The 25332-nt window shown below is 72.5% G+C and carries 23 protein-coding genes; 9 read left to right on the top strand and 14 right to left on the bottom strand.

The annotated features are described in order from the left end of the window. Positions 1-18: 18 nt before the first annotated feature. The 6 genes from ACIBG6_RS19915 to ssd form a co-directional block, all read right to left on the bottom strand. Positions 19-390, bottom strand: a complete 372-nt coding sequence (locus tag ACIBG6_RS19915; protein WP_399223885.1) for a TadE family type IV pilus minor pilin — start codon at positions 388-390, stop codon at positions 19-21. Beyond that, positions 377-586, bottom strand: coding sequence for a DUF4244 domain-containing protein (locus ACIBG6_RS19910; RefSeq protein ID WP_399224029.1), 210 nt, complete (start codon positions 584-586; stop codon positions 377-379). The genes ACIBG6_RS19915 and ACIBG6_RS19910 overlap by 14 nt, the downstream gene beginning before the upstream one ends. Before the next feature lie 65 nt (positions 587-651). After that, positions 652-1437 carry a type II secretion system F family protein gene (locus ACIBG6_RS19905; RefSeq protein ID WP_399223884.1) on the bottom strand — a complete coding sequence of 262 codons (786 nt, stop codon included), beginning with the start codon at positions 1435-1437 and terminating at the stop codon, positions 652-654. Further along, positions 1434-2327, bottom strand: a complete 894-nt coding sequence (locus ACIBG6_RS19900) for a type II secretion system F family protein (RefSeq protein ID WP_399223883.1) — start codon at positions 2325-2327, stop codon at positions 1434-1436. Before ACIBG6_RS19900 ends, ACIBG6_RS19905 begins: the two co-directional genes overlap by 4 nt. Beyond that, the gene (locus tag ACIBG6_RS19895) at positions 2321-3508 is read right to left on the bottom strand and encodes a TadA family conjugal transfer-associated ATPase (RefSeq protein WP_399223882.1); all 1188 of its coding nucleotides are present in this window, start codon (positions 3506-3508) and stop codon (positions 2321-2323) included. The genes ACIBG6_RS19900 and ACIBG6_RS19895 overlap by 7 nt, the downstream gene beginning before the upstream one ends. Beyond that, positions 3505-4728: a septum site-determining protein Ssd gene (gene ssd, locus ACIBG6_RS19890; protein WP_399223881.1), complete on the bottom strand. Its 1224-nt coding sequence runs from the start codon at positions 4726-4728 to the stop codon at positions 3505-3507. The genes ACIBG6_RS19895 and ssd overlap by 4 nt, the downstream gene beginning before the upstream one ends. Positions 4729-5149: 421 nt before the next feature. On the opposite strand from ssd, the gene ACIBG6_RS19885 reads away from it, so the two are divergent. Further along, complete coding sequence (locus ACIBG6_RS19885) at positions 5150-6001, top strand: HAD family hydrolase (protein WP_399223880.1); 852 nt, start codon at positions 5150-5152, stop codon at positions 5999-6001. 395 nt (positions 6002-6396) lie between these two features. On the opposite strand, the gene ACIBG6_RS19880 is transcribed toward ACIBG6_RS19885, so the two are convergent. Continuing rightward, positions 6397-7323, bottom strand: a complete 927-nt coding sequence (locus ACIBG6_RS19880) for an oxidoreductase (protein ID WP_399223879.1) — start codon at positions 7321-7323, stop codon at positions 6397-6399. Between the two features lie 102 nt (positions 7324-7425). Between ACIBG6_RS19880 and ACIBG6_RS19875 the strand changes: the two genes are divergently transcribed. After that, a complete protein-coding gene (locus ACIBG6_RS19875; RefSeq protein ID WP_399223878.1) occupies positions 7426-8412 on the top strand; it encodes an ATP-binding protein in 987 nt (328 codons plus the stop codon). A gap of 184 nt (positions 8413-8596) precedes the next feature. Here ACIBG6_RS19875 and ACIBG6_RS19870 read toward each other — a convergent pair whose 3' ends face one another. Continuing rightward, the gene (locus tag ACIBG6_RS19870; RefSeq protein WP_399223877.1) at positions 8597-9913 is read right to left on the bottom strand and encodes a hypothetical protein; all 1317 of its coding nucleotides are present in this window, start codon (positions 9911-9913) and stop codon (positions 8597-8599) included. 326 nt (positions 9914-10239) lie between these two features. On the opposite strand from ACIBG6_RS19870, the gene ACIBG6_RS19865 reads away from it, so the two are divergent. From ACIBG6_RS19865 to ACIBG6_RS19840, 6 genes are all read left to right on the top strand, one after another. Further along, positions 10240-12717: a SulP family inorganic anion transporter gene (locus ACIBG6_RS19865; protein WP_399223876.1), complete on the top strand. Its 2478-nt coding sequence runs from the start codon at positions 10240-10242 to the stop codon at positions 12715-12717. Positions 12718-12946: 229 nt separating this feature from the next. Then, positions 12947-14902: an acetate--CoA ligase gene (gene acs / locus ACIBG6_RS19860; RefSeq protein WP_399223875.1), complete on the top strand. Its 1956-nt coding sequence runs from the start codon at positions 12947-12949 to the stop codon at positions 14900-14902. 239 nt (positions 14903-15141) lie between these two features. Then, on the top strand, positions 15142-16545 hold the full coding sequence (gene nhaA, locus ACIBG6_RS19855; protein WP_399223874.1) for a Na+/H+ antiporter NhaA: 1404 nt from the start codon (positions 15142-15144) through the stop codon (positions 16543-16545). Between the two features lie 75 nt (positions 16546-16620). Then, the gene (locus ACIBG6_RS19850) at positions 16621-17106 is read left to right on the top strand and encodes a phage holin family protein (protein ID WP_399223873.1); all 486 of its coding nucleotides are present in this window, start codon (positions 16621-16623) and stop codon (positions 17104-17106) included. Further along, entirely contained in the window at positions 17103-18038 is a 936-nt protein-coding gene (locus tag ACIBG6_RS19845; RefSeq protein ID WP_399223872.1) for an alpha/beta fold hydrolase, read from the top strand. Before ACIBG6_RS19850 ends, ACIBG6_RS19845 begins: the two co-directional genes overlap by 4 nt. Positions 18039-18173: 135 nt before the next feature. Next, positions 18174-18368: a hypothetical protein gene (locus ACIBG6_RS19840; RefSeq protein ID WP_399223871.1), complete on the top strand. Its 195-nt coding sequence runs from the start codon at positions 18174-18176 to the stop codon at positions 18366-18368. A 48-nt stretch (positions 18369-18416) separates the two neighbouring features. Here the strand turns inward: ACIBG6_RS19840 and ACIBG6_RS19835 are convergent, their stop codons facing one another. The 3 genes from ACIBG6_RS19835 to nth all read right to left on the bottom strand — a co-directional run bounded on the left by ACIBG6_RS19835 (position 18417) and on the right by nth (position 21333). Further along, positions 18417-19616 carry a MarP family serine protease gene (locus ACIBG6_RS19835; protein ID WP_399223870.1) on the bottom strand — a complete coding sequence of 400 codons (1200 nt, stop codon included), beginning with the start codon at positions 19614-19616 and terminating at the stop codon, positions 18417-18419. A gap of 47 nt (positions 19617-19663) precedes the next feature. After that, entirely contained in the window at positions 19664-20398 is a 735-nt protein-coding gene (locus ACIBG6_RS19830) for an NUDIX hydrolase (protein WP_399223869.1), read from the bottom strand. Between the two features lie 113 nt (positions 20399-20511). Further along, positions 20512-21333, bottom strand: a complete 822-nt coding sequence (nth, locus tag ACIBG6_RS19825; protein WP_399223868.1) for an endonuclease III — start codon at positions 21331-21333, stop codon at positions 20512-20514. A gap of 282 nt (positions 21334-21615) precedes the next feature. On the opposite strand from nth, the gene ACIBG6_RS19820 reads away from it, so the two are divergent. Next, positions 21616-22290 (top strand): Crp/Fnr family transcriptional regulator, encoded by a 675-nt coding sequence (locus ACIBG6_RS19820; RefSeq protein WP_015034542.1) that lies wholly within the window; start codon positions 21616-21618, stop codon positions 22288-22290. Positions 22291-22375: 85 nt separating this feature from the next. Here the strand turns inward: ACIBG6_RS19820 and ACIBG6_RS19815 are convergent, their stop codons facing one another. From ACIBG6_RS19815 to ACIBG6_RS19805, 3 genes are all read right to left on the bottom strand, one after another. Then, the gene (locus tag ACIBG6_RS19815; RefSeq protein WP_399223867.1) at positions 22376-23260 is read right to left on the bottom strand and encodes a prohibitin family protein; all 885 of its coding nucleotides are present in this window, start codon (positions 23258-23260) and stop codon (positions 22376-22378) included. Between the two features lie 241 nt (positions 23261-23501). Then, positions 23502-24332: an MBL fold metallo-hydrolase gene (locus tag ACIBG6_RS19810; RefSeq protein ID WP_329622622.1), complete on the bottom strand. Its 831-nt coding sequence runs from the start codon at positions 24330-24332 to the stop codon at positions 23502-23504. Continuing rightward, positions 24329-25222 carry an NUDIX hydrolase gene (locus tag ACIBG6_RS19805; protein ID WP_399223866.1) on the bottom strand — a complete coding sequence of 298 codons (894 nt, stop codon included), beginning with the start codon at positions 25220-25222 and terminating at the stop codon, positions 24329-24331. The genes ACIBG6_RS19810 and ACIBG6_RS19805 overlap by 4 nt, the downstream gene beginning before the upstream one ends. Between the last annotated feature and the right edge of the window lie 110 nt (positions 25223-25332).

Here is a 25332-nt window from a genome sequence, read left to right as displayed (position 1 = left end):
CCCGATCACGACCCGCCGTCACGGCGGGCTCCCGGATGCCAGGCCCTCGCCCACCGTGTCCTCCGCGAGGGCCGCCGCGCCCGCCCGCAAGGTCAGTCCCATGCCCCGAGGGCCCGGGGCCGCCACCTCCACCGTCACCCGCCACAGCTCCCCCGACCGCGTCACCGACACCCGGGCGCCCTCGGGCGCGGCGGCCCGGGCGGCCCCCTCGGCGGCCGCGACCGGTTCGGAGCGGGCCGCGGCCCTGGCCCCCGCCCGCGCCGCGTCCACGCACCGGATCTGCGCGGCGGCCGCGGCCAGCGCCCAGAGCAGGGTCACCGTGAACAGCGCGAGGACGGGCAGGACCATCGCCGCCTCCACGGTCACGAACCCCCGGTCAGAACGGCGCATCGAGGGCCTTGCCGATCATCGACTCGAGCGCTCCCGAGACGGTCCCGCTCGTCACGATCTTGTAGAGCACCGCGGCGAAGGCGGCCGCGGCGATCGTGCCCACCGCGTACTCGGACGTCGTCATCCCCGCGTCGGTCCGGGAGGCCCGTCGCCGAGCCCTCCACCACCCCCGCACAGACGCCGCCTTGCCCGCCATCGCCCTGCCCGCCATGACCGCCATTCCCGCCATATCGATCTCCTTGTCTCGCCTTGCCGTTGCGTTCATCGATCCATCAGTCCCGTCGCCAGTCCGATCACCACGGGCGCCACCCCCACCGCCAGGAACGCGGGCAGGAAGCAGAGCCCCACGGGCGCGCTGATCAGCACCTGCGCCCGGCGTGCCCTCGCCGCGGCCGTCCGGGCCCGGGCGGCCCGCAGGCCGGCCGCGTGCCGGGCGACGGCCTCCGCCGCGGGCGCGCCCGAGGAACCGGCCCGCTCCATGCAGCGGGCCAGCCCTTCGGCGCCCGGTATCGCGCCGAACCTCCGCCACACCTCGGCCGGTTCACCCCCGAGCCGCAGTTCGGCCGCCGTGCGGATCAGCCGCTCGCCCAGCGGACCGCCGAGCGAGCGCCCCACGGCCTCCGCCGCCTCTCCCGGCCCGGCCCCCGCGGAGGCGCAGGACGCCAACAGATCCGCGGCGAGCGGAAGGTGACGTGCCGCCACCTCGCCGCCGTCGGACGGCGCGGACGGCGGCTTCCTGGCCCGCCGCCACCGCGCCCCGCAGGCCGCCAGGACCCCCGCGCACAGCCCGCCGAACGCACCGAGCAGCACCCAGCCGACAAGCGCCACGGCCATGGGCACCGCCCACCGCGTCACCCCGGTCGACCACCCGCCCCCGAGCCTCCGGGCCACCTGCTGCCCGGGCCGTGGCACGGGCGTCGCCAGCAGGTTCCCCACCCGCCGCCGCATCCGCCGCGCCCGCCGCTCACGCACCACCGCACGGACGGCCTGCTCACACAGCACCATCGCCAAGATCAGCAGCGCCACGACCTGACCGACCCCCCTCATGCCGGCTCCCCTCCCCGGACGATCCGCGCGGCCCACCACAGGCCGGCCGCCTCCAGCGCGCCGCCCACCACCAGGCACCCCAGACCCGCCGGCGTGTGCAGGAGCACCCGCAGCGGATCGGCGCCCAGCGCCGCGCCGAGGGCGAGTCCGGCCGCCGGCAGCACCGCGAGGACCGTCACCGTCGCCCAGGCCCCGGCCAGTTCGGCCCGCAGCCGCTCCCGCTGCTCGTGGTGGTCCCGCAGGGCCGCCTCAAGACGGTCGAGCCCGGCCGCCAGGCCCGCACCACCGTCCACGGCCACCTGCCAGCAGGCCGCCAGGCCGGCGAGCCCGTCGGCGCCGTCCTGCCGGGCCGCCCGCCGCAGCGCCTCCGGCACGTCCCCGCCGAACCGGGCCGCCGCGAGCACCACCGCCTCCTCGTCGCCCAGCGCGCCCGTCTGCCGGGCCGCGAACGACAGCGCCTGCGCGGGCTGCCAACCGGCTCTCAGCTCCCCCGATACGGCCCCGCACAGGGTCACCACCCGCTCGGCGCGCGCCTCCCGCTCCTTCCTCCGCTCGGCCGCCCGCAGCCTCCGGGCCACCAGCGGCACCGCGACCGCCCCGGCCCCCAGCGGCAGCGGCGACCCGCCCAGCAGCGCGACCGCCCCCGCCACCGGAAGACACAGCCATGCCCGCCGCCCGCGTGCCACGGCCCACCACCGCACGGCCATCGCCCGCCACGCACGGCGCTCGTCCCGCTCTCCCGCCCCGTCCGGCACGACACCCGCGAGCACCGCCCGGGCCCGGGCCGTCCCGCGCCGCCACTCGACCAGCCACCACAGGCCGAGCCCCGCGCAGAACAGCGCCGCCCCCTCCGCCACGGCCCGCACCGACACCAGCTCCGCGATCACCACGTCCCGCCTCCGATCAGCGACCGCAGCCGCTCCCAGCCCCGCTCCCGCTCGAACCCGGCCGCACCCCACGTCAGTGCGGGAACCGTCCGTACGAGCCCGTCCCGATCCCGCTCCAGGACGTGGATCTCGGCGATCCGCCGCCGCCCGTCCCGGTCCCGTACGAGGTGGAGCACGACGGACAGACCGGCGCCCAACTGGCTGTGCAGGGCGGCCCTGTCGAGCCCGGCCGCGGTCCCGAGCGCCTCAAGTCGGGCCGGTACGTCCGCCGCCGTATTGGCATGAACAGTGCAACAGCCGCCTTCGTGGCCGGTATTGAGGGCAGCCAGCAGGTCCACCGCCTCACCGCCTCTGACCTCGCCGACCACCAGCCGGTCGGGCCGCATCCGCAGCGCCTGGCGGACCAGGTCCCGCAGGGTCACGAGACCGGCGCCCTCCTGGTTCGCGGGCCGCGCTTCGAGCCGCACCACGTGCGGGTGATCGGGTCGCAGCTCCGCCGAGTCCTCGGCGAGCACGATCCGCTCCCGCTCCCCCACGAGCCCCAGCAAGGAGGCGAGCAGCGTGGTCTTCCCCGTCCCCGTGCCGCCACTGACGAGGTACGACACACGGGCGTCGATCAGCGCCCGCAGGACGCGGGCCCCGCCCGGCGGCACGGTGCCCGCGTCGGCCAGCTCGTCCAGGGAGTAGGCACGCGGACGCACGACCCGCAGCGACAGGCAGGTCGAGCCGACCGCCACCGGGGGCAGCACCGCGTGCATGCGGGTGCCGTCGGGCAGCCGCGCGTCCACCCAGGGCCGGGCGTCGTCGAGCCGGCGTCCGGCCACGGCCGCGAGCCGCTGCGCGAGCCTGCGGACGGCGGTGGCGTCGGGGAAGGACACCGGGGCCCGCTCCAGACCCGTACCCCGGTCCACCCACACCCGGTCGGGCGCCGAGACCAGGACGTCGGTGACCGCCGGATCGGCGAGCAGCGGCTCCAGCGGCCCGGTCCCGATCAGCTCGGACCTGAGCTCCTCTGCCGCGCCGAGCACCTCCGCGTCGCCGAGGAGCCGCCCCTGGGCCCGCAGCGCCGCCGCCACCCGCGCCGGAGTGGGTTCGGCGCCGCTCGCCGCGAGCCGCTGCCGCACGGCGTCGAGCAGCCCCACACCGCCGCCCCCGAGCCCGCCCGCGACGACGGTCCCGGTCATGCCGCACCGCCGGGGACGAGAGCGCGCTCCCAGAAGGCGGCGCAGAACCGGCCGAGCGCCCCGCGGGGCTCCGCGCCCGGCGGTACGCCGGCGTCCTGGTCGGCGACGATCCCCGGGTCGTAGGGCAGTTCGCCGGCGAGCGGCAGCCGCAGCGCGTCGGCGACCCAGCGCTCGTCGAGCCCCGCCGCGTACGGCCCGCGGACCACGGCCCGGAGGTCGCGGACGACCATGCCGAGGACCGAGGCCACCCGGTGGGCCGCCGCGACGGCCCTCAGCTCTCCCGGGACGACGAGCAGTCCGAGGTCGAGCTGGGCCAGGGCCTCGGCGGCCGCCTCGTCGGTCCCGCGCGGCAGGTCGACCACGACGACCCCGCCGCGACGGCGCGCGGCGGCGAGCACGGACCGCACGGCCTCGGGCGGCACCGGTGCCACGGGCTCCCTGCCCCAGCTGAGCACCCGCACACCACGCACGGCGGGCAGCGACTCCTCCAGGGCGCCGCCGGCCAGCCGTCCCTTCGAGGCGGCGAAGTCGGGCCAGCGTCTGCCGTCCTCGCGCTCGCCGCCGAGCAGGACGTCGAGCCCTCCGCCCAGCGGGTCGCCGTCGACGAGCAGGGTGCGCCGCCCGGTCCGCGCGGCGGCCAGCGCGAGGCCGCAGGCCAGGGTGGAGGCACCCGCGCCGCCCCGGCCACCGACGACCCCGACGGTCAGCGCCTGCCGCCCCACGCCCTCGGTCGCGTCGGCGATGCGGTCGACGAGGACGCTCTCGGCCTCCGGCAGCCGCAGCACGCACTCCGCGCCGACCTCGACGGCCAGCCGCCAGACCCCGGGATCGTCCTGGGCGCGGCCGACGAGGACGACTCCCGGACGACGCGCCGCCCCCCGGCAGCGGACCGCCGCGTCGTCACCGACCAGGACGAGCGGCGGGTCGGCCCAACCCGCCCGCCGCTCCGGCACCCGGTGGTGCACCTCGGGCTCGACTCCGGCCGCCGCGCACAGCCGGAGGAGGTCGTCGAGGAGCGCGAGGTCCTCGGTGACGATCAGCGGTCCCGCGCGGCGCGGCTCGTCGGCTGCCCCACCCGGGCCCGCGGCGCTCGCGGAAGCCCTCTCCCCGGCCCTCCCCGCAGCCCTCGCCGCAGTCGTCCCCGCGGTCCTCGCCGCGCTCCTGGCCCCGGAAGTCCTTGTTCCCTCCACCGCGCGCACCCCTCTCGTGATTCCTGCCATCCGCGAACTTCGCGTCAGGAATCACCGTGGGGCCGCAACGGAAATCTCGGAGATCTCACCGAAAAACTGTGGATAACCGCGGCCCTGTGAATATCCGCGCCACCCCTCCGGGGACTCCCCGGAACGCAACCCGCCGGTTACTCTGAGTGATGAATCGAGTGCTCGACGGCAGACCAGCCGGATCGCGGCCTAGGCGCGGGGAGAGAGGGGCTGACGATGACACGGAGGGCCAAAACGGCTCCGGACATGCGACGACCCCCGCCGGGGGGGAGAGCGGGGGTCGTCTTTCCGGCCGACTCGGGGGGGGGAGGAGCCGGACCGGGTTAGCACGGTCGCGAACGATCCGTGACTTCCATGGTGTACCCGAGAGCCTTCTCAGGCAAACCCACGCGCCCCAGCGTACGCCGAATGGCGGGCACCTATGCTCGGGCTTGTGGAAAACCACTCCTTGCCGCGCACAGCCGCCTTCTTTGACCTGGACAAGACGGTCATTGCGAAGTCCTCGACGCTGACCTTCAGCAAGTCCTTCTACCGGGGCGGACTGATCAGCCGCCGCGCCGCCCTGCGGACGGCCTACATCCAGTTCGTGTTCCTGGTGGGGGGAGCCGATCACGACCAGATGGAGCGGATGCGTGAATATCTCTCCGCGCTCTGCAAAGGCTGGAACGTCGCCCAGGTCAAGGAGCTCGTCGCCGAGACCCTGCACGACCTGATCGACCCGATCATCTACGACGAGGCCGCCTCCCTCATCGAGGAACACCACGCCGCCGGCCGCGACGTCGTGATCGTCTCCACGTCCGGCGCCGAGGTCGTCGAGCCGATCGGCGAGATGCTCGGAGCCGACCGCGTCGTCGCCACCCGGATGGTGGTCGGCGACGACGGCTGCTTCACCGGCGAGGTGGAGTACTACGCCTACGGGCCGACGAAGGCCGAGGCCGTCCGGGAACTCGCGGAGTCGGAGGGCTACGACCTTTCCCGCTGCTACGCCTACAGCGATTCGGCGACCGACATCCCCATGCTGGAGGCCGTCGGCCACCCGTTCGCCGTCAACCCCGACCGGACACTGCGCCGTGAGGCCGTCTCCCGCGAATGGCCGGTGCTCTCCTTCGACAAGCCGGTACGCCTCAAGCAGCGACTGCCGGAATTCCGGATGCCGCCCCGACCCGCACTCGTCGCCGCCGCGGCCGTGGGCGCGGCGGCGGTGACGGCCGGACTCGTCTGGTACGCCTCACGGCGCCGCCAGGCCGCGCTCCCCCATCGCCTCGCCGGGTGACTTTGCCCGAATTTGAGCAATGAGCAAAGAAGCGGAGCCAGCACTTTCGCTTCCCGGTCGACAGGAGTAGAAAGGAATCAGGCCCGCGAGACCGAGGACATCCGAGAGGATCACCTGTTGAGCATGAAGGCCCCACGGACCTAGCACAGAAGCCGAGCACCCACGCGACGTCGACCCGTCGATTACGGGCCAGCCGCACCAGGCCAAGGGCAAAGTTCCCGGCCTGATGGGCACTTATCGAGGACGCATGGTAACTGGGTAGACGTGCCAGCGGCGGTACCAGACCTGGTGCCGCCGCAACCCGTTTCCGGCCCGGCTCTGGATCGCAACCGGAGCCGGTGCCGGGTTCGGATCGTGACCGGCGTCGGCGTCGCCGGCGCCGGAAGCGGACCCGCTCAGGCCGCGCCGCGCTGAAGCGCCTCGCAGACGGCCGTCGACTCCCGGACCCCCAGCTCGACCGAGCGTCCGCAGTGCGCGATCCAGGCACCCACACCCTCCGGGGTGCCCGACAGATACCCCTCGAACGCGGCGAGGTACGCCGCCCGCCCCTGCTCTGCGTGGCCGACTTCCGCCGGGCAGATCGCCTTGGGGTCGAGGCCACTGCCCACCAGCACGATCCGCTCCGCCGCCCGCGCGACCAGGCCGTTGTACGAGGTGAAGGGGCGCAGCGCGAGAAGTTCGCCGTGCACGACCGCGGCCGTCACGAGCGCCGGTGCCTCGCCGCCGGCGACGATCAGCTCCGCGAGCCCGTCGAGGCGGCCGGCCACCTCGGAGGGCATCGGCAGCGGGGCCTCGATCAGCGGCTCGTCTACGGTCTCGCCGTCCAGCCGGGGCCGCCCGACCGAGTCGGCCGACCCGTCGGAACCGCCGGAACCGCCCGAACCGCCCGAGCCGACCGAACCGGCCGAGCCGCCCGAACCGCCCGAACCGGCCGCGAAGCCCGTGTCGCCCGAGATCCCCGCGTCGCCCGCGGCGACCAGGTGGAGCCGGGCGAGTACCCGCATCGGCGACTGGCGCCAGATGGACAGGAGCTGCCCGGCCTCCGCGCCCAGGCGCAGGGCGGCCCCGACGGTGCGGGCCTCGGCGTCGGCGCTGAAGTCGGTGCGGCGGCGGACCTCTTCCAGGGCCCAGTCGGCACCGGAGAGCGCGGCCGAGCCGCGCGCCCCGCGCAGCGCCGCCTCGGAGGAGATCTCGTTGCTGCGGCGCCGCATCACGCGGTGGCCGTAGACCCGGTCGACGGCCTTGCGTACGGAGTCCACCGCGTCGGCGACGCCCGGCAGGGAACCGAGGGCGGCCAAGGGGTCAGAGGCGTGCGTACTCATAAGTAGGGAGGCTACGCGCCCCGGCGGCCCGCCCCACGATGGAGTGGTCTTCTTCACGCACCTTGACCACACCACGCATTCATGCCACTACGCTAGGTGAACATGAAGATCGCTTTCGTGGGGAAGGGCGGCAGCGGAAAGACCACGCTGTCCTCGCTCTTCATCCGCCACCTCGCCGCCACCGAGTCCCCGGTCGTCGCCGTCGACGCCGACATCAACCAGCACCTGGGCGCCGCGCTCGGCCTGCCCGAGTCCGAGGCCGCCGCGATGCCCGCGATGGGCGCGCACCTGCCGCTCATCAAGGAGTACCTGCGGGGCTCGAACCCGCGGATCGTCTCCGCCGACACGATGATCAAGACGACGCCGCCCGGGGAGGGTTCGCGGCTGCTGCGCGTCCGCGAGGACAACCCGGTCTACGAGGCCTGCGCGCGCACGGTCGGGCTCGACGACGGCGACATCCGGCTGATGGCGACCGGGCCCTTCACGGAGTCGGACCTCGGGGTGTCCTGCTACCACTCGAAGGTCGGCGCGGTGGAGCTCTGCCTCAACCATCTGGTGGACGGGGCCGACGAGTACGTGGTCGTCGACATGACGGCGGGCTCGGACTCCTTCGCGTCGGGCCTCTTCACCCGCTTCGACATGACCTTCCTGGTGGCCGAGCCGACCCGCAAGGGCGTGTCGGTCTACCGCCAGTACAAGGAGTACGCGCGGGACTTCGGCGTCGCGCTCAAGGTCGTCGGGAACAAGGTGCAGGGCCAGGACGACCTTGACTTCCTACGCGCGGAGGTCGGCGACGACCTGCTGGTGACGGTGGGCCACTCGGACTGGGTCCGCGCGATGGAGAAGGGCCGCCCGCCCCGCTTCGAGCTCTTGGAGGCGGAGAACCGCATGTCGCTCCAGGCCCTCCAGGACGCGGCCGACGACTCGTACGTCCACCGCGACTGGGACCGCTACACGCGCCAGATGGTCCACTTCCACCTGCGCAACGCGGAAAGCTGGGGCAACGCCAAAACGGGGGCCGACCTGGCGGCGCAGGTCGACCCCGAGTTCGTCCTCGGCGAGCCCCTGGCCGTATCGCAGATCGGCTGACCGCGCCGGAACCGCTCGCCCGCCGGCAGCCCAAACCCGCACCCCGCCGGACGGAGTCCGGCGCAGCGACCCGAAGCCCGCGAGGCGCCCCCGGCGCCGAGCGGCGCGAGGGGCGCAAAGACAAAGGGGCCGGGGGCCGACCTGGCGGCGCAGGTCGACCCCGGGTTCGTCTTGTGCGAAGGGCTCAGTGCCGTTCAGCCTGCTTGACGCCGGTCGCCGGGGCGCGCGCCGGGGCGGGCGGCTGGGCGGCCAGGAAGGTCTGCCAGCCGCCCGCCGGGGCCTCGCCGACCTTCAGGGTGCGCATCTTGGCGACGACGTCGGGGTCCTGGGCGTCGAGCCAGTCGGCGAGCTGACGGAAGGAGACGCACTTGACGTCCTTCTGCACGCAGACCGTCGCGATGGTCTCCTCGATGGCGCGCATGTACGTGCCGCCGTTCCAGGACTCGAAGTGGTTGCCGATGATCAGCGGCGCGCGGTTGCCCTTGTAGGAGCGCTCGAAGGCCTGCACCAGGCCGTCCCGCATCTGGTCGCCCCAGTACCCGTGCCGGGACGGGTCGCCCTGGGTCGTGCCCGGGGACTGGTTGACCAGGAAGTTGTAGTCCATGGAGAGCGTCTGGAAGGCGCGGCCGGGGACCGGCACCAGCTGCATCGACAGGTCCCACAGGCCCAGGTCCTTCTTGGGCCAGATCTGGTCGTTGACGCCGCTCGTGTCGTAACGGAACCCCATCTCGCTCGCCGCCTGGAGGAAGTTCTTCCGTCCCTCCAGGCAGGGGGTGCGGGCGCCGACGAGCTCCTTGTCGTAGTCGAAGGGCAGCGGCTGCTCCGAGCGCAGGCCGGCGTTCGTCTTCCAGTTCTTGACGAAGGACTTGGCCTGGTTGATCTCGCTCTTCCACTCCTCGGGCGACCACTTGCCGACGCTGGTGTCCGTCCCGCAGAAGTGCCCGTTGAAGTGGGTGCCGATCTCATTGCCCTCCTGCCACGCCGCACGCAGTTCGCGGACGGTGGCACGGATCCCCTCGACGTCGTTGAAGCCGATGTCGGAGCGTCCCGCGCTGTGCCGCGGCGGGTCGTAGAGCTTCCGCTTCTCCTCGGGCAGCAGGTACACGCCGCTCAGGAAGTACGTCATGGTCGCGTCGTACTTCCTGCCGACCGAGCGGAAGTGCGAGAACAGCTTCTGGCTGTCCTCGCCCGCGCCGTCCCACGAGAAGACCACGAACTGCGGCGGCGTCTCCCCCGGCTTGAGCTTCTGCCAGACGGGCTGGTGGGGCTGGGCGCCGGTGAAGGCCGTGGAGCCGTCACCGATCAGGCGGACCGCGTTCGGCGGAGCCGCGGCCGGGCTCTTCTTGGCACCCGCGCCCCCTTGCACGCCCTTCGTGGCGGCGCCGTCGGAGCCCGAGCAGCCGGCGAGGCCGGTGATCAGGGCGACGGCGAGGGCACCGGCGGCGAGCGCCTTCCTGTGGACTGCCTTGTGGATTGCGGTCCTTCTCCCGGCGGCTGGCATCCGCCCACCTCTCCTCAGAGCACACGTTCCGTACGAGCGGCGTCCCGTACGAGCGGCGTCAACGTCGCACCACACGCGCCGGGGAGATGAAACGACAAGCGGCATTCCGCTCGTCTATCACCGGAACCGGTGAATCATTGCCCTGTTTGCCCCGAAAATAATGCCGGAGACTTTACTCTCCATTACGATCCATTTACCGAGCGTTGATCCTTCCCATCCCGTGGGTCGCGCCGGAATCCCGCCGCTGCACGCCGTGACCCACGGCCGCGACCCCCACGTTCGTCCCGCACGAGCCGCGACCGCGCTGCCCCGGAGGAGACGGGAACATGACCCTCTACACCCCTGCCCGCAAGACCGACCCCAAGACCACCCGCCGCAAAACCACCCGGCCCCACGTCCAGCGGCCCCACAGCCCGCCGGACGGCCCGCGCCGCTTCCGCATCGCCGGCGCGGACCTGTCCGCCTCGGTCGCCGTCTTCCTGATCGCCCTGCCGCTCTCGCTCGGCATCGCGCTCGCCACCGGAGCACCGCTCCAGTCCGGCCTGGTCGCCGCCGCCGTCGGCGGCATCGTCGCCGGCCGGTTCGGCGGCTCCCCCCTCCAGGTGAGCGGGCCCGCCGCCGGCCTCACCGTGGTGACCGCCGAGCTGATCCAGCGGTACGGCTGGCGCACCACCTGTGCCATCACCGTCCTCGCCGGACTGGCCCAACTCGGCCTGTCCGTCCTCCGCGTGGCCCGCTCAGCCCTCGCCGTCTCGCCCGCGATCGTGCACGGCATGCTGGCCGGCATCGGCGTCACCATCGCCCTCGCCCAGCTCCACATCGTGCTCGGCGGCACCCCCCAGAGCTCCGCCGTGGACAACGTCGTCGGACTGCCCGCCCAGTTGACGAACATCCACCCGTCCGCGCTCGTCATCAGCGCTCTCACCGTGACCGTGCTGCTGTCCTGGCCGAAGCTTCCGGGGCGGGCCGGCCGGCTCGTACGGAAGGTGCCGGCCGCGCTCGTCGCGGTGGCCGGCGCGACGGCGGTGGCCGTCGTCGCCGGGCTCTCCGTGCCGCGCGTCGACCTGCCCTCCTGGAGCAGCCACGCGCTGCCCGGCCTGCCCGAGGGGCCGGTCCTCGGCATCGCCGCCGGGGTGCTCACGATCACCCTGGTCACGAGCGTGCAGTCGCTGCTCTCCGCCGTCGCGGTCGACAAACTGGTCGCCGCCCGCCCGGACCGCGGCCGGACCATCCCCCGCTCCCACCTCGACCGTGAGCTCGCCGGACAGGGCGCGGCCAACGTCGTCTCCGGGGCGCTCGGCGGACTGCCGGTCGCCGGCGTCGCGGTCCGCAGCGTCGCCAACGTCTCGGCGGGCGCGGTGAGCCGCGCCTCCACCATGCTCCACGGCCTGTGGATCGTGCTGGCGGCCCTGCTGCTCGTCCCCGCGCTCGACCTGATCCCGCTGGCCGCGCTCGCCGCGCTCGTCATGGTGGTCGGCATCCAGATGGTCAGCATCACCCACATCCGTACGGTCACCCGGCACCGCGAAGTCGTCGTCTACGCCGTGACGGTGGCCGGTGTCGTCCTCGTCGGCATCCTGGAAGGCGTCGCCCTCGGGATCGCCGTCGCCATCGCCGTCGCGCTGCACCGGCTGGCCCACACGCGGATCACCCGCGAGGAGCGGGACGGACACCAACTGCTGCACGTACGCGGCCAGCTGACCTTCCTCGCCGTCCCCCGGCTGAGCCGGGCCCTCCACCAACTGCCCCAGGGTTCCCATGTCGTGGTCGAGCTGGACGGGTCCTTCATGGACCACGCGGCCTACGAGACGCTGAGCGAGTGGAGATCCGGGCATCTCGCCCGCGGCGGCACGGTCGAGACGACCGGGCCGTCCGGCGCCCGGATCGCCGAACCGGCCCCCGATACGACCTCCGGCCCCGCCGCGCCCGCCTGCTCCCGCCCCTGGACCCCCTGGCACAACCACCAGTGCGGGGAGCGGCCGGCCGAGGGGCTCGCCGAGACCACCGACGGGCCGGACGCGGCCACCGAGCCCTCCGAGAGCCGACGGACGTCGGGGCTGCACCTGGCCAGTGGCATCGGAAAGTTCCAGCGGAACACCGCCCCGCTCGTACGGGACGAGCTGGCCCGGCTCGCCCGCGAGGGCCAGAGCCCCTCCCAGCTCTTCCTGACCTGCGCGGACTCCCGCCTGGTCACGAGCATGATCACCTCCAGCGGCCCGGGCGACCTCTTCACCGTGCGCAACGTCGGCAACCTCGTCCCCCTCCCCGGCGAGGAGAGCGGGGACGACTCGGTGGCCGCGGCGATCGAGTACGCGGTGGACGTGCTCCGGGTCGAGTCGATCACCGTGTGCGGCCACTCCGGCTGCGGCGCGATGCAGGCCCTGCTGGGCAGCGGCCCGGACGATCCGGCGACACCGCCGACGCCGCTGCGGCGCTGGCTGCGCCACGGCCGGCCGAGCCTGGAGCGGATGGACAGCCGGCGGCACGCCTGGGCCCGTATCTCCGGACGGCTGCCGGCCGACGCGGTCGAGCAGCTCTGCCTGACCAACGTGGTGCAGCAGCTGGAGCACCTCAGGGCGTACGAGTCGGTGGCGCGCCGACTGGCCGACGGCAGCCTCACGCTGCACGGCATGTACTTCCACGTGGGCGAGGCGCAGGCGTACCTGCTCGCCGGCACGGACGAGGTGCACAGCTACGACGACGTCTTCACCCAGGTCCTGCCGACGGACCACGCGGAGACGGCCGATGGGAGGCAATCGGGCCACACGGAGGTCGTCCACCGGGAGACCGCCCGCGCGTCCTGAATCCTTCGGCCGGATCCCGCCCCCGCGCGTCCTGAACCATCGGCTCCTGCCGTCCGTGAGACTGTGTGGCCCCTTCTCCCACCCGCTCGGGAAGAAGGGGCCACCGCACGTCATCCACCTCACAGGTCTAAACCAATTTCCTGGATGCTCTTGTCACCCGGGCATCTGACTGGTGAGGTATGACACGGGACACATACGCACAGAGGACGCCCTGGGAAAGGGAGATGTCGTGAGCAACGAATCCTTGGCCAACCTGCTCAAGGAAGAGCGGCGGTTCGCGCCGCCCGCCGAGCTGGCCGCGGACGCCAATGTGACGGCGGAGGCGTACGAGCAGGCCAAGGCGGACAGGCTGGGCTTCTGGGCCGAGCAGGCCAAGCGCCTGACCTGGGCCACCGAGCCGACCGAGACGCTCGACTGGTCGAACCCGCCGTTCGCCAAGTGGTTCGCGGACGGCGAGCTGAACGTGGCGTACAACTGCGTCGACCGCCATGTCGAGGCCGGTCACGGCGACCGCGTCGCCATCCACTTCGAGGGCGAGCCGGGCGACAGCCGCGCCATCACCTACGCCGAGCTCAAGGACGAGGTCTCACGGGCCGCCAACGCCCTGACCGAGCTGGGCGTACGCAAGGGCGACCGCGTCGCCGTCTACCTGCCGATGATCCCCGAGGCGGCCGTCACGATGCTGGCCTGCGCCCGCGTCGGCGCCGCCCACTCGGTGGTCTTCGGCGGCTTCTCGGCCGACGCCGTGGCCTCCCGCATCCAGGACGCCGACGCCAAGCTGGTCGTCACCGCCGACGGCGGCTACCGCCGCGGCAAGCCGAGCGCCCTGAAGCCGGCCATCGACGAGGCAGTCGCCAAGTGCCCGCAGGTCGAGCACGTCCTCGTGGTCCGCCGCACGGGCCAGGACACCGCCTTCACCGAGGGCCGCGACGTGTGGTGGGACGACATCGTCGCCCGCCAGTCCGCCGAGCACACCCCGGAGGCCTTCGAGGCGGAGCACCCGCTCTTCATCCTCTACACCTCCGGCACCACGGGTAAGCCGAAGGGCATCCTGCACACCTCCGGCGGCTACCTCACCCAGGCCGCGTACACGCACCACGCCGTCTTCGACCTGAAGCCGGAGACCGACGTCTACTGGTGCACCGCCGACATCGGCTGGGTCACCGGGCACTCGTACATCGTCTACGGCCCGCTGGCCAACGGCGCGACGCAGGTCATGTACGAGGGCACGCCGGACACCCCGCACCAGGGCCGGTTCTGGGAGATCGTGCAGAAGTACGGCGTCACGATCCTCTACACGGCGCCGACCGCGATCCGCACGTTCATGAAGTGGGGCGACGACATCCCCGCGAAGTTCGACCTGTCCAGCCTCCGCGTGCTGGGCTCGGTCGGCGAGCCGATCAACCCCGAGGCCTGGGTCTGGTACCGCGAGCACATCGGCGCGAACAAGACCCCGATCGTGGACACCTGGTGGCAGACCGAGACCGGCGCGATGATGATCTCGCCGCTGCCGGGCGTCACCGAGACCAAGCCGGGCTCCGCCCAGCGCGCGCTGCCCGGCATCGCCGCGACCGTCGTCGACGACGAGGCGAACGAGGTGCCGAACGGCGGAGGCGGCTACCTGGTCCTCACCGAGCCGTGGCCGTCGATGCTCCGCACGATCTGGGGCGACGACCAGCGCTACATCGACACGTACTGGTCCCGCTTCGAGGGCAAGTACTTCGCCGGTGACGGCGCCAAGAAGGACGAGGACGGCGACATCTGGCTGCTCGGCCGGGTCGACGACGTCATGCTCGTCTCCGGTCACAACATCTCGACCACCGAGGTCGAGTCGGCCCTCGTCTCGCACCCGGCCGTGGCCGAGGCGGCCGTCGTCGGCGCCGCCGACGAGACCACCGGCCAGGCCATCGTCGCCTTCGTCATCCTGCGCGGTACGGCCAGCGAGGACGAGAACCTGGTGGCCGAGCTCCGCAACCACGTCGGCGCGACCCTCGGCCCGATCGCCAAGCCGAAGCGGGTCCTGCCGGTCGCGGAGCTGCCGAAGACCCGCTCGGGCAAGATCATGCGCCGCCTGCTGCGCGACGTGGCGGAGAACAGGGAGCTGGGCGACGTCACGACGCTCACCGACTCCTCGGTCATGTCGCTCATCCAGACCCAGCTGCCGACGACGTCCAGCGAGGACTGAGCCGAAGCAGTCGTACGCCGCGAAAAGCCCGCCCCGATCCGTTCGGGGCGGGCTTTTCGCGTGTCGGACCCCGAAGGGACGAAAGCCGCGGATATCCATAAAGTGAATCCCGCCGGACACAACCCGCGCTCGTTAGGTAAAGTAAGGATCGCGTCAGGAACGCGACAGAAACACCTAGGTGCGCCGGGAAGTCTGGTCGGCATGTGCTTCGCCCTGCCCGCCCGACGGAGGTTTCCCCCGTGTCCGCACCCACGCCCACACCGACCGACCGCAAGTTCCTCGGCCGGCTCTCCCTGCCCGAGCGGCGGTATCTCACCGACGCCCTGCGCACCGAGACCGTGGGCGGCGTGCTGCTCCTCCTCGCCGCCGTCGCCGCCCTCATCTGGGCCAACACCCCCGCGGCCGAGAGCTACAAGTCCGTCCAGAACTTCCACATAGGCCCCGCCGCCCTCGGCCTCGACCTGTCGATCCAGCACTGGGCGGCCGACGGCCTCCTCGCGATCTTCTTCTTCGTCGCCGGCATCGAGCTCAAGCGCGAGCTCGTCGCGGGCGAGCTGCGCGACCCCAAGGCCGCCGCGCTCCCCGTCATCGCCGCGATCTGCGGCATGGCCGCACCCGCCCTCGTCTACGCCCTGGTCAACGTCCTGGGCAACGGCTCGATGGACGGCTGGGCCGTGCCCACCGCGACCGACATCGCCTTCGCGCTCGCCGTCCTCGCCGTCATCGGCACCTCGCTGCCGTCCGCGCTCCGGGCCTTCCTGCTCACCCTCGCCGTCGTCGACGACCTCTTCGCGATCCTGATCATCGCGGTCTTCTTCACCAGCGACCTGAACTTCGCCGCGCTCGGCGGCGCCGTCGCCGGACTCGTCCTCTTCTGGGTCCTGCTCCGCAGGAACGTCCGCGGCTGGTACGTGTACGTCCCGCTGGCCCTCGTCATCTGGACCCTGATGTACAACAGCGGCGTCCACGCCACCATCGCCGGTGTCGCCATGGGCCTGATGCTGCGCTGCACCACCCGCGAGGGTGAGAAGCACTCCCCCGGCGAGCACATCGAGCACCTCGTACGCCCGCTCTCCGCCGGCCTCGCCGTACCGCTGTTCGCGCTCTTCTCCGCCGGCGTCAGCGTCTCCGGCGGGGCGATCGGCGACGTCTTCACCCAGCCGGTCACCCTCGGCGTCGTCCTCGGTCTCGTCGTCGGCAAGGCCCTCGGCATCTTCGGCGGCACCTGGCTCGCCGCCCGCTTCACCAAGGCCGAACTCAACCCCGACCTGACCTGGCCGGACGTCTTCGCCGTCGCCTCCCTCGCCGGCATCGGCTTCACCGTCTCGCTGCTCATCGGCGAACTCGCCTTCGCCGGCGACGCCGCCCTCACCGACGAGGTGAAGGCCGCCGTCCTCATCGGCTCCCTCATCGCGGCCGTCCTCGCCTCCGTCCTGCTGAAGCTCCGGGTCCGCAAGTACCAGACGCTCATCGCCGACGAGGAGCGCGACGACGACCACGACGGCATCCCCGACATCTACGAGCAGGACAACCCGGCGTACCACCTGCGCATGGCGGAGATCTACGAGCGGAAGGCAGCCGAACACCGCGAGCACGCCCGAGCGGCGGGGGCATCGCGCGACGAGGCCGACCGTCCGGCATGATCTGATTCGGACCGTGGAAGAGGACTCGCACCGTAGAAGAGAACCTCTGACCGCAGCAGAGAAGAGGGAGCAGCGATGAGCGACCCGTTCGACGGAACCGAGCGCAGCCTCGGCCAGCTGGTCGCCTCGGCGACCGCCGAGATGTCCGCGCTGGTGCACGACGAGATCGCCCTGGCCAAGGCCGAGGTCAAGCAGGACGTCAAGCGCGGCGCGATCGGCAGCGTCGCGGGCATCGCCGCCGGCGTCGTGCTGCTGTTCTCGCTGCCGATGCTGAGCTTCGCGCTCGCGTACGCCATCAACACCTGGACCGGCGGGCACAACGGCGACGGGGGCTGGAACCTCGTCTGGTGCTTCCTGCTCTCCTTCGCGGCGAACGTGCTGATCGCGGGGCTCCTCGGCCTCCTGGCGTACGCCAAGTTCAAGAAGGTCAAGCCGCCGGAGAAGTCCATCGCCTCCGCCAAGCAGACGGCAGCGATCATGCAGAACGCGAAGCCGCACCCCCGTCCGGAGCAGCGCCCGGCGCTGGACAAGGCCCCCGCTGTGGCACGCTCGTCCGTATGACCCTTCCCGACAGCAGCAACGGCAACGGCGGGCCCGTCCGGCTCGACGGGCCGTGGACCCATCGCGACGTGGCCGCCAACGGTGCCCGCTTCCACATCGCCGAGATGGGTGACGGCCCGCTGGTGCTGCTCCTGCACGGCTTCCCGCAGTTCTGGTGGACCTGGCGCCACCAGCTGCCGGCCCTCGCCGACGCGGGGTTCCGGGCCGTCGCGATGGACCTGCGCGGGGTGGGCGGCAGCGACCGCACGCCCCGGGGTTACGACCCCGCCAACCTGGCCCTCGACATCACCGGCGTGATCCGCTCCCTCGGGGAACCGGACGCGGCGCTCGTCGGGCACGACCTGGGCGGCTACCTCGCCTGGACGGCGGCCGTGATGCGGCCCAAGCTGGTGCGCCGCCTGGCCGTCTCCTCGATGCCGCACCCGCGCCGCTGGCGCTCGGCGATGCTCGCCGACTTCTCCCAGTCGCGGGCCGGCTCGCACATCTGGGGCTTCCAGCGGCCGTGGCTGCCGGAGCGCCGGCTCGTCGCGGACGACGCGGCGCTCGTCGGGGAGCTGATCCAGGAGTGGTCGGGGCCGCGCCCCGCCGACGAGGACGCCGTCGAGGTGTACCGGCGGGCGATGCTGGTCCCGTCGACGGCGCACTGCTCGATCGAGCCGTACCGCTGGATGGTGCGGTCGCTGGCCCGCCCCGACGGCATCCAGTTCAACCGGCGCATGAAGCGGCCCGTACGCGTGCCCACGCTGCACCTCCACGGCTCCCTGGACCCGGTGATGCGCACCCGCAGCGCGGCCGGCTCGGGCGAGTACGTGGAGGCGCCGTACCGCTGGCGGCTCTTCGACGGCCTCGGTCACTTCCCGCACGAGGAGGACCCGGTGGCCTTCTCGACGGAGCTCGTCAACTGGCTGAAGGATCCCGAGCCCGATCGCTGACGCTTCGTCTGCACCCGTGCCCGGCCCTTCTTCTGACGCACAGGCATCCGTCGAACGGCCATGTGCCCGGCGCATACTCCAATTGGCGGGCCCCCGGGCGGTTACCGACCTTGGGGCACGGGCAGACGTCGAGGTATGGGCTGGACGCACGACTACAGTGACACAGCACGCGACCGCCGCTCGGCCGCCGGGCCGGGCTCCCGAGAGAGGGGCGGCCCGCAGGACCAGGGCCGCGCGCACGCCGTGCAAGGGGTGGGGATCTCGCGCATCCTGCGCCGCCGGGCCCGCTGGGTCTCGGCCCGGCTCCGGCATCCACGCGACACCCCTTAGGGGTATCCGAGGGGATCCGAGGGGATCCGCAGCGGATCCCAGGGGCACCTAGAGGGCGCAACCCTGGGTGTCGACCTGCTGGCCGGCGGTCAGGCCGCGCTCGATGTCCTCGCGGATCTCGTCGACCGTCAGGGCGTAGCCCGTGTTCACGTCGTCGAGGGAGCGGGCGAAGATCACGCCGTACACCTCACCGTCCTCGGTGAGGAGCGGGCCGCCGGAGTTGCCCTGGCGCACCGTCGCGTACAGCGAGTACACGTCCCTGCGCACCTCGCCCCGCTGGTAGATGTCGGGACCCTTGGCGCTGATACGGCCCCGCACGCGCGCCGATCGCACGTCGTACGAGCCGTTCTCCGGGAAGCCGGCGACGATCGCGCCGTCGCCGCTGCGGGCGTCCTCCTCGGTGAAGCGCAGCGGCTCCGCCTCGAGGTCCGGCACGTCCAGGACGGCGATGTCGCGCTGCCAGTCGTAGAGGACGACCTTGGCGTCGTAGAGCTTGCCCTCGCCGCCTATCTGGACGGTCGGCTCGTCGACTCCGCCGACGACATGGGCATTGGTCATGACCCGGCGGTCGGAGAAGACGAAGCCGGTGCCCTCGAAGACCTTGCCGCAGCTCTGCGCCGTGCCGACGACCTTCACGATGGAGCGCTGGGCGCGGGCGGCGACCGGGCTGTCGGCAAGCGCCGGGTCGGGCGGTGTGACCTGGGTGATCGGCTCGTCGGCGAAGGGACTGAAGACCGGGGGGAAGCCGCTGCGGGCCAGGGTCCTGCTGAAGTCGTCGAACCAGCTGGACGCCTGATCCGGCATCACCTGTTCCACGCCGAGCAGGACCTTCGAGTTCCGCACCTCCTTGCCCACGGTGGGCAGCGAGGTCCGGGCCAGGGCCGAGCCGATCAGCCAGGCCACGAGCAGCATCGCGACGACGTTGACCAGCGCGCCGCCGGTGGCGTCCAGGGCCCGCACCGGTGACCAGGTGATGTGCCGGCGCAGCTTGTTGCCGAGGTGGGTGGTGAACGCCTGGCCGACCGAGGCGCAGACGATGACCACCATCACGAAGACGACCGTCGCCGTGGTCGAGACCTCGCTGTTGTCCGTCAGCTGGTCCCAGAGGATCGGGAGCAGCAGAACCGCGACGAGACCGCCGCCGAGGAACCCGATCACCGACAGGATGCCGACCACGAATCCCTGGCGATATCCGATGACGGCGAACCACACGGCGGCGAGCAGCAACAAGATGTCCAGCACGTTCACCGTCGATAGCCTCGCAAATTCGTTTCGGTCGCCCGGGGGTCAGCCTGTCATGAGCGCCAGTCGAGCGGGACCTGCTTGGCCCGGTCCCAGGGGCGCTCCCAGCCTGCGTAGTGCAGTAGCCGGTCGATCACTCCGGCCGTAAAACCCCAGACCAGGGCGGACTCGACCAGGAACGCCGGGCCCTGGTGGCCGCTCGGGTGGACGGTCGTCGCGCGGTTCGCGGGATCCGTGAGATCCGCCACGGGCACGGTGAAGACGCGGGCGGTCTCGCCGGGGTCGACGACCCCGACCGGACTGGGGGCGCGCCACCAGCCGAGGACGGGGGTGACGACGAAGCCGCTGACCGGGATGTAGAGCTGCGGGAGCACGCCGAAGATCTGGACGCCCGCCGGGTCGAGCCCGGTCTCCTCCTGGGCCTCCCGCAGGGCCGCGCGCAGCAGCCCGCCGTCCGCCGGGTCGCCGTCCTCGGGGTCGAGGGCGCCGCCGGGGAAGGAGGGCTGGCCGGCGTGCGAGCGGAGGCTGCCGGCGCGCTCCATGAGGAGCAGCTCGGGGCCGCGCTCGCCCTCGCCGAAGAGGACGAGGACGGCGGACTGGCGGCCGGCGCCGCTCGCGGGCGGCAGGAAGCGGCTGAGCTGCTCGGGCGCGACCGTGCGGGCGGCCCGGTCGACGGGGCCGAGCCAGCCCGGCAGCCCGTCCCTGTCGAGCAGGCCACCGGTCCCAGGGCGGTGACCCTCCCCGTTACGGACGTGCTCGTCGTGGATGTCTTCGTCAGTGCGCGTCATAGGCACCCCGTGTTTCACAACGCGATCGATGGACGGGTTCGTTCCCCTGCGGAGCTGCTGAGTGGCTGAGCTGCTGAGTGGCTGAGCGGCTGAGCGGCTGAGCGGCCGTAGTCTCAGCCGCTCGCGCCCAGCGGCGGCGCGGGGCGGCCCGGGTAGCCGGGTGGCGGGTCGAGCCGCTGGCCGGGGAAGCCGCCCATCTCGTACTTGAGGAGCTTCCTGGCCTTCTCCGGGTCCGTCTCGCCCTCGCCGTACGAGGGGCAGAGGTGGGCGATCGGGCAGGCGCCGCACGCGGGCTTGCGGGCGTGGCAGATCCGGCGGCCGTGGAAGATCACCCGGTGCGAGAGCATCGTCCACTCGCTCTTCGGGAAGATCTCGGCGATCTCCGCCTCGATCCTGACCGGGTCCTCCTGCTCGGTCCACTTCCATCGCCGGACGAGGCGCATGAAGTGGGTGTCGACGGTGATGCCCGGGACCCCGAACGCGTTGCCGAGGACGACGAAGGCGGTCTTGCGGCCGACGCCGGGGAGCTTGACGAGGTCCTCGAGGCGGCCGGGGACCTCTCCGCCGAAGTCGTCCCTGAGGGCGGCGGCCAGGCCCATGATCGACTTGGTCTTGGCCCGGAAGAAGCCGGTCGGGCGGATCAGCTCCTCGACCTCCTCCGGCACGGCGGCGGCGAGGTCCTCGGGCGTGGGGTACTTCGCGAAGAGGCCGGGGGTGGTCTGGTTGACCCTCAGGTCGGTGGTCTGCGCGGAGAGGACCGTGGCGACGAGGAGCTCGAAGGGGTTCCGGAAGTCGAGCTCCGGATGGGCGTACGGGAAGACCTCGGCCAGCTCGCGGTTGATCTTCCGCGCCCGCCGGACCATCGCGAGCCGCGACTCGGGCTTGGCGGACACCCTCTTCGAAGCGCCCGTAATCTTCCGATTTGAGGCTTTCACCTGTTTCGACACGCCGTGTTCGCCCACAGCGGAATTACCTTCGGCCGACACTCTTTCAGCCCCCTTGGCCTGCGCTCTCACCGGCGAGTTGGACACCCGGCCAGCCTAGGGGCCACCACCGACATCCGCCCCGGGCACGGCCGATCGCACCCCAATCGGGCCCCTGCCGTACGCACGGGTAGCCACGTACGTCAAACTTGTTGTGATTGATCGCACTGTTTTGTGCGTCCGGCATCATGGGACCCAGGTCCTTTGAGCAGGTCGACAGTATGGAGAGAACTCGTGGACGACGTTCTGCGGCGCGCCCCGCTCTTCGCGGCGCTCGATGACGAGCAGGCCGCCGAGCTGCGCGCCTCGATGAGTGAGGCGACGCTCGCCCGTGGCGACGCGCTGTTCCACGAAGGCGACCCAGGTGACCGCCTGTACGTGGTCACCGAGGGCAAGGTGAAGCTGCACCGCACCTCCCCCGACGGCCGCGAGAACATGCTGGCGGTCCTCGGCCCAGGCGAGCTCATCGGTGAGCTGTCCCTCTTCGACCCGGGCCCGCGCACCGCGACCGCGACGGCGCTGACCGAGGTCAAGCTGCTCGGCCTCGGCCACGGCGACCTCCAGCCCTGGCTGAACGCCCGCCCCGAGGTGGCCACCGCGCTGCTCCGCGCGGTCGCCCGCCGGCTGCGCAAGACCAACGACCAGATGTCCGACCTGGTCTTCTCCGACGTGCCGGGCCGCGTCGCCCGCGCGCTCCTCGACCTGTCGCGCCGCTTCGGCGTGCAGTCGGAGGAGGGCATCCACGTCGTCCACGACCTCACCCAGGAGGAGCTGGCCCAGCTGGTCGGCGCCTCCCGCGAGACGGTCAACAAGGCGCTCGCCGACTTCGCCCAGCGCGGCTGGCTGCGCCTGGAGGCCCGCGCCGTGATCCTGCTGGACGTGGAGCGCCTCGCGAAGCGCTCGCGGTAAGCACCTCCGTACGCATACGGAAAAGGCCGCCCCGGTCATCGGACCGGGGCGGCCTTTCCGTGTACGGGTACGCGTACGGGTGCGATCAGCGCTTCGAGCCGTCCACGATCACCGGGGCGGAGCTGCCGTTCGCGCAGGGCACGGTGTAGATCGGGTTCTTCGCCGCCGCCTCCTTGAACGCGTCGATGCACTGGTTCATGAGGACCTTGTCCGTCAGCGAGTCGTTGAGGATCTTGTTGGCGCGGGCGATGCCCTCCGCCTCGATCCGGCGCCGGTCGGACTCGGCCTGCGCGGTACGGGCGGCCTCGAGGGCGCGCTCGGTCGCCTGCTGCTGCTGGATCTTGCGGTCGATCTGGCCCTGGAGCGAGTCCGAGGGCTTCACGTTGCGCAGGTTGACCGTGGTCACGTCGATGCCGCGCGGGACGAGGCGCTCCTTGATCAGGGTGCCGATCTCGGCATTGATCTTCTCGCGGTCGGAGGCGTACCCCTGCTCGCTGGTGTAGCGGGCGAAGACGTTCCGGACGATCTCCCGGCTGTCCGGGTAGACGAGCCGCTGCTGGATGGCGTCCTCGCTGCCCGCGAGCTTGTACAGCTCGACGGACTTGGCCGGGACGACGGCCCACTTCACCGTCACCTCTGCGTACATGACGCCGCCCTGCGAGGAGCGGACCTCGACCACGTCCTTGTCGGAGAGGTTGAGGTCGACGGGGCGGGTGGAGAAGGTCGTGACGTCGGTGAACGGCGACTTCACGTGCATGCCCGAGGTCATGGGCGAGCCCACCTTGCCGAAGGCGACCGGCACACCGACCTCGTACGCGCTGATCACGTACGTCATGCTGACGACGAGCGAGAAGAGGCCGGCGACGACCGCGCCGACGGCGCCGAGCTTCAGCCCCTTCGAGTCCTGCGAGCGGGCGACGAAGAAGAGCACCACTGCGGCGATGAGCAGCAGAATGGCGATGACGAACACGGGCGATCCCCCCGAAAGCTACGGCCAGAAGTAAGCGGAGCGTAAAGCACGGGTCAAGAGCTCCGAAGGGTCGGGGTCAGCGTCGGGACAGGATCGTGACGTCCCCGAAACCGGGCCTCGCGCCCCGGCCCCGCCCCGGCCCCGCCCCGCCCGGCCCCGCCCCGCTCCGCCCGGCCCCGCCCGGGGCCCGCCCCGCCCGGCCCCGCCCCGCCCGAGCCCGGCCTGACCGGCAGGACACCCCCTAGACCAGGCCGCGCTCCCGCAGGTACTCCAGCTGCGCCCGTACGGACAGCTCCGCGGCCGGCCACAGCGAGCGGTCCACGTCCGCGTACACGTGCGCGACGACCTCGGCCGCCGTCCGGTGGCCGCTCTCGACCGCCGTCTCGACCTGGGCGAGCCGGTTCGCCCGGTGCGCCAGGTAGAACTCCACGGCCCCCTGCGCGTCCTCCAGGACCGGCCCGTGCCCCGGCAGGACCGTGTGCACCCCGTCGTCGACGGTGAGCGAGCGCAGCCGCCGCAGCGAGTCCAGGTAGTCGCCGAGCCGCCCGTCCGGATGCGCGACCATCGTCGTGCCGCGCCCCAGGATCGTGTCCCCCGTCAGGACCGCCCGGTCGGCGGGCAGATGGAAGGAGAGCGAGTCCGAGGTGTGCCCGGGCGTCGGGACGACCCGCAGCTCCAGGCCGCCGACCGTCACCACGTCCCCCTCGCCGAGCCCCTCGTCGCCGAGCCGCAGCGCCGGGTCGAGGGCACGCACGGCGGTCCCGGTCAGCTCGGCGAAGCGGCCCGCGCCCTCCGCGTGGTCCGGGTGGCCGTGGGTGAGCAGGGTGAGCGCGACCCGCTTGCCGAGCTTCTCGGCGGTCTCGACGACATGGCGCAGATGGCCCTCGTCGAGCGGCCCCGGGTCGACGACGACGGCGAGGTCGGAGCCGGGCTCGGAGAGGAGCCAGGTGTTCGTGCCGTCGAGGGTCATCGCGGACGGGTTCGGCGCGAGGACGTTCACGGCGCGGGCGGTCGCGGGCCCGGAGACGACGAGCCCGCGCGGCTGCCCGGGCAGGGCGGCGGCGTCGCTCATCGCGTACCCCCGGCCGGGATGATCTTGGTGAACTCCTCGTGCCCCGGCCAGCTCAGGACCAGCTCGTCGCCCTCCAGGCGCGCCTGTGCGAGCACGGGGGTCATGTCCTGGACTCCTGCCGCCTCCAGCGCCTCGGCGGCCGTGCCGTACGGCTCCAGGGTGCGCAGGGTCGAGATCGTCGGCGGCATCATCGTCAGCTCGCCGCGGTCATAGCCGGCGGCGGCCTCCGCCGGGCGGATCCAGACCGTGCGGTCCGCCTCCGTGGAGGCGTTCCGGGTGCGCTGCCCGGCCGGCAGCGCGGCCACGAAGAACCACGTGTCGTACCGCCGCTGCTCGAACTCCGGGGTGATCCAGCGGGCCCACGCGCCGAGCAGGTCCGAGCGCAGGACGAGCCCGCGCCGGTCGAGGAAGTCGGCGAAGGACAGCTCCCGGGCGACGAGCGCCTCCCGGTCCCGCTCCCAGTCCTCGCCGGTGGTGTCGCCGACCACGCTGTCCGCGGTCTCCCCGGCGAGCAGGACGCCCGCCTCCTCGTACGTCTCGCGTACGGCGGCGCAGACCACGGCCTGGGCCTGCGCGGCGTCGCTCTCGTCGAACCCGAGGCGCCCGGCCCACTCGGCGAGCGAGGGCCCCGCCCAGCGCACCGGGTGCTCGTCGCGCGGGTCGACCCCGCCGCCGGGGTAGGCGTACGCGCCGCCCGCGAAGGCCATCGAGGTGCGACGGCGCAGCATGTGCACGTCGGGCCCCGCTGCCCCGTCCCGCAGGAGGAGCACGGTGGCGGCGCGCCGGGGGCTCACCGGGGTGAGCTCGCCCGCGGCGAGGGCGCGGATGCGGTCGGGCCATTCCGGCGGGTACCACTGACCGTTCGGCTGAGCATTCGACTTGGGCGGCATGGGCGGATGCTATGCGCAAGCACCGAAATCCACGAGGGCCGGAATGGCCGCCCGCCGGCCGGAAGACCGGGGAGCGGCGGGAACGCACGAGAGCCGGTTCCCTCGCACGA

Origin of the sequence: Streptomyces sp. NPDC050842 (genome assembly GCF_044456565.1) — a bacterium.
Lineage (GTDB): Bacteria > Actinomycetota > Actinomycetes > Streptomycetales > Streptomycetaceae > Streptomyces.
This window is presented reverse-complemented; position numbering and strand designations above follow the sequence as displayed.

Bases quoted from the DNA above. Each gene is read 5' to 3' on its own strand.
- ACIBG6_RS19915 (WP_399223885.1), bottom strand. From the start codon at position 390: ATGCGCCGTTCTGACCGGGGGTTCGTGACCGTGGAGGCGGCGATGGTC.
- ACIBG6_RS19910 (WP_399224029.1), bottom strand. From the start codon at position 586: ATGGCGGGCAAGGCGGCGTCTGTGCGGGGGTGGTGGAGGGCTCGGCGA.
- ACIBG6_RS19905 (WP_399223884.1), bottom strand. From the start codon at position 1,437: ATGAGGGGGGTCGGTCAGGTCGTGGCGCTGCTGATCTTGGCGATGGTG.
- ACIBG6_RS19895 (WP_399223882.1), bottom strand. From the start codon at position 3,508: ATGACCGGGACCGTCGTCGCGGGCGGGCTCGGGGGCGGCGGTGTGGGG.
- ssd (WP_399223881.1), bottom strand. From the start codon at position 4,728: ATGGCAGGAATCACGAGAGGGGTGCGCGCGGTGGAGGGAACAAGGACT.
- ACIBG6_RS19885 (WP_399223880.1), top strand. From the start codon at position 5,150: ATGCTCGGGCTTGTGGAAAACCACTCCTTGCCGCGCACAGCCGCCTTC.
- ACIBG6_RS19880 (WP_399223879.1), bottom strand. From the start codon at position 7,323: ATGAGTACGCACGCCTCTGACCCCTTGGCCGCCCTCGGTTCCCTGCCG.
- ACIBG6_RS19875 (WP_399223878.1), top strand. From the start codon at position 7,426: ATGAAGATCGCTTTCGTGGGGAAGGGCGGCAGCGGAAAGACCACGCTG.
- ACIBG6_RS19870 (WP_399223877.1), bottom strand. From the start codon at position 9,913: ATGCCAGCCGCCGGGAGAAGGACCGCAATCCACAAGGCAGTCCACAGG.
- ACIBG6_RS19865 (WP_399223876.1), top strand. From the start codon at position 10,240: ATGACCCTCTACACCCCTGCCCGCAAGACCGACCCCAAGACCACCCGC.
- ACIBG6_RS19850 (WP_399223873.1), top strand. From the start codon at position 16,621: ATGAGCGACCCGTTCGACGGAACCGAGCGCAGCCTCGGCCAGCTGGTC.
- ACIBG6_RS19845 (WP_399223872.1), top strand. From the start codon at position 17,103: ATGACCCTTCCCGACAGCAGCAACGGCAACGGCGGGCCCGTCCGGCTC.
- ACIBG6_RS19840 (WP_399223871.1), top strand. From the start codon at position 18,174: ATGGGCTGGACGCACGACTACAGTGACACAGCACGCGACCGCCGCTCG.
- ACIBG6_RS19830 (WP_399223869.1), bottom strand. From the start codon at position 20,398: ATGACGCGCACTGACGAAGACATCCACGACGAGCACGTCCGTAACGGG.
- ACIBG6_RS19810 (WP_329622622.1), bottom strand. From the start codon at position 24,332: ATGAGCGACGCCGCCGCCCTGCCCGGGCAGCCGCGCGGGCTCGTCGTC.
- ACIBG6_RS19805 (WP_399223866.1), bottom strand. From the start codon at position 25,222: ATGCCGCCCAAGTCGAATGCTCAGCCGAACGGTCAGTGGTACCCGCCG.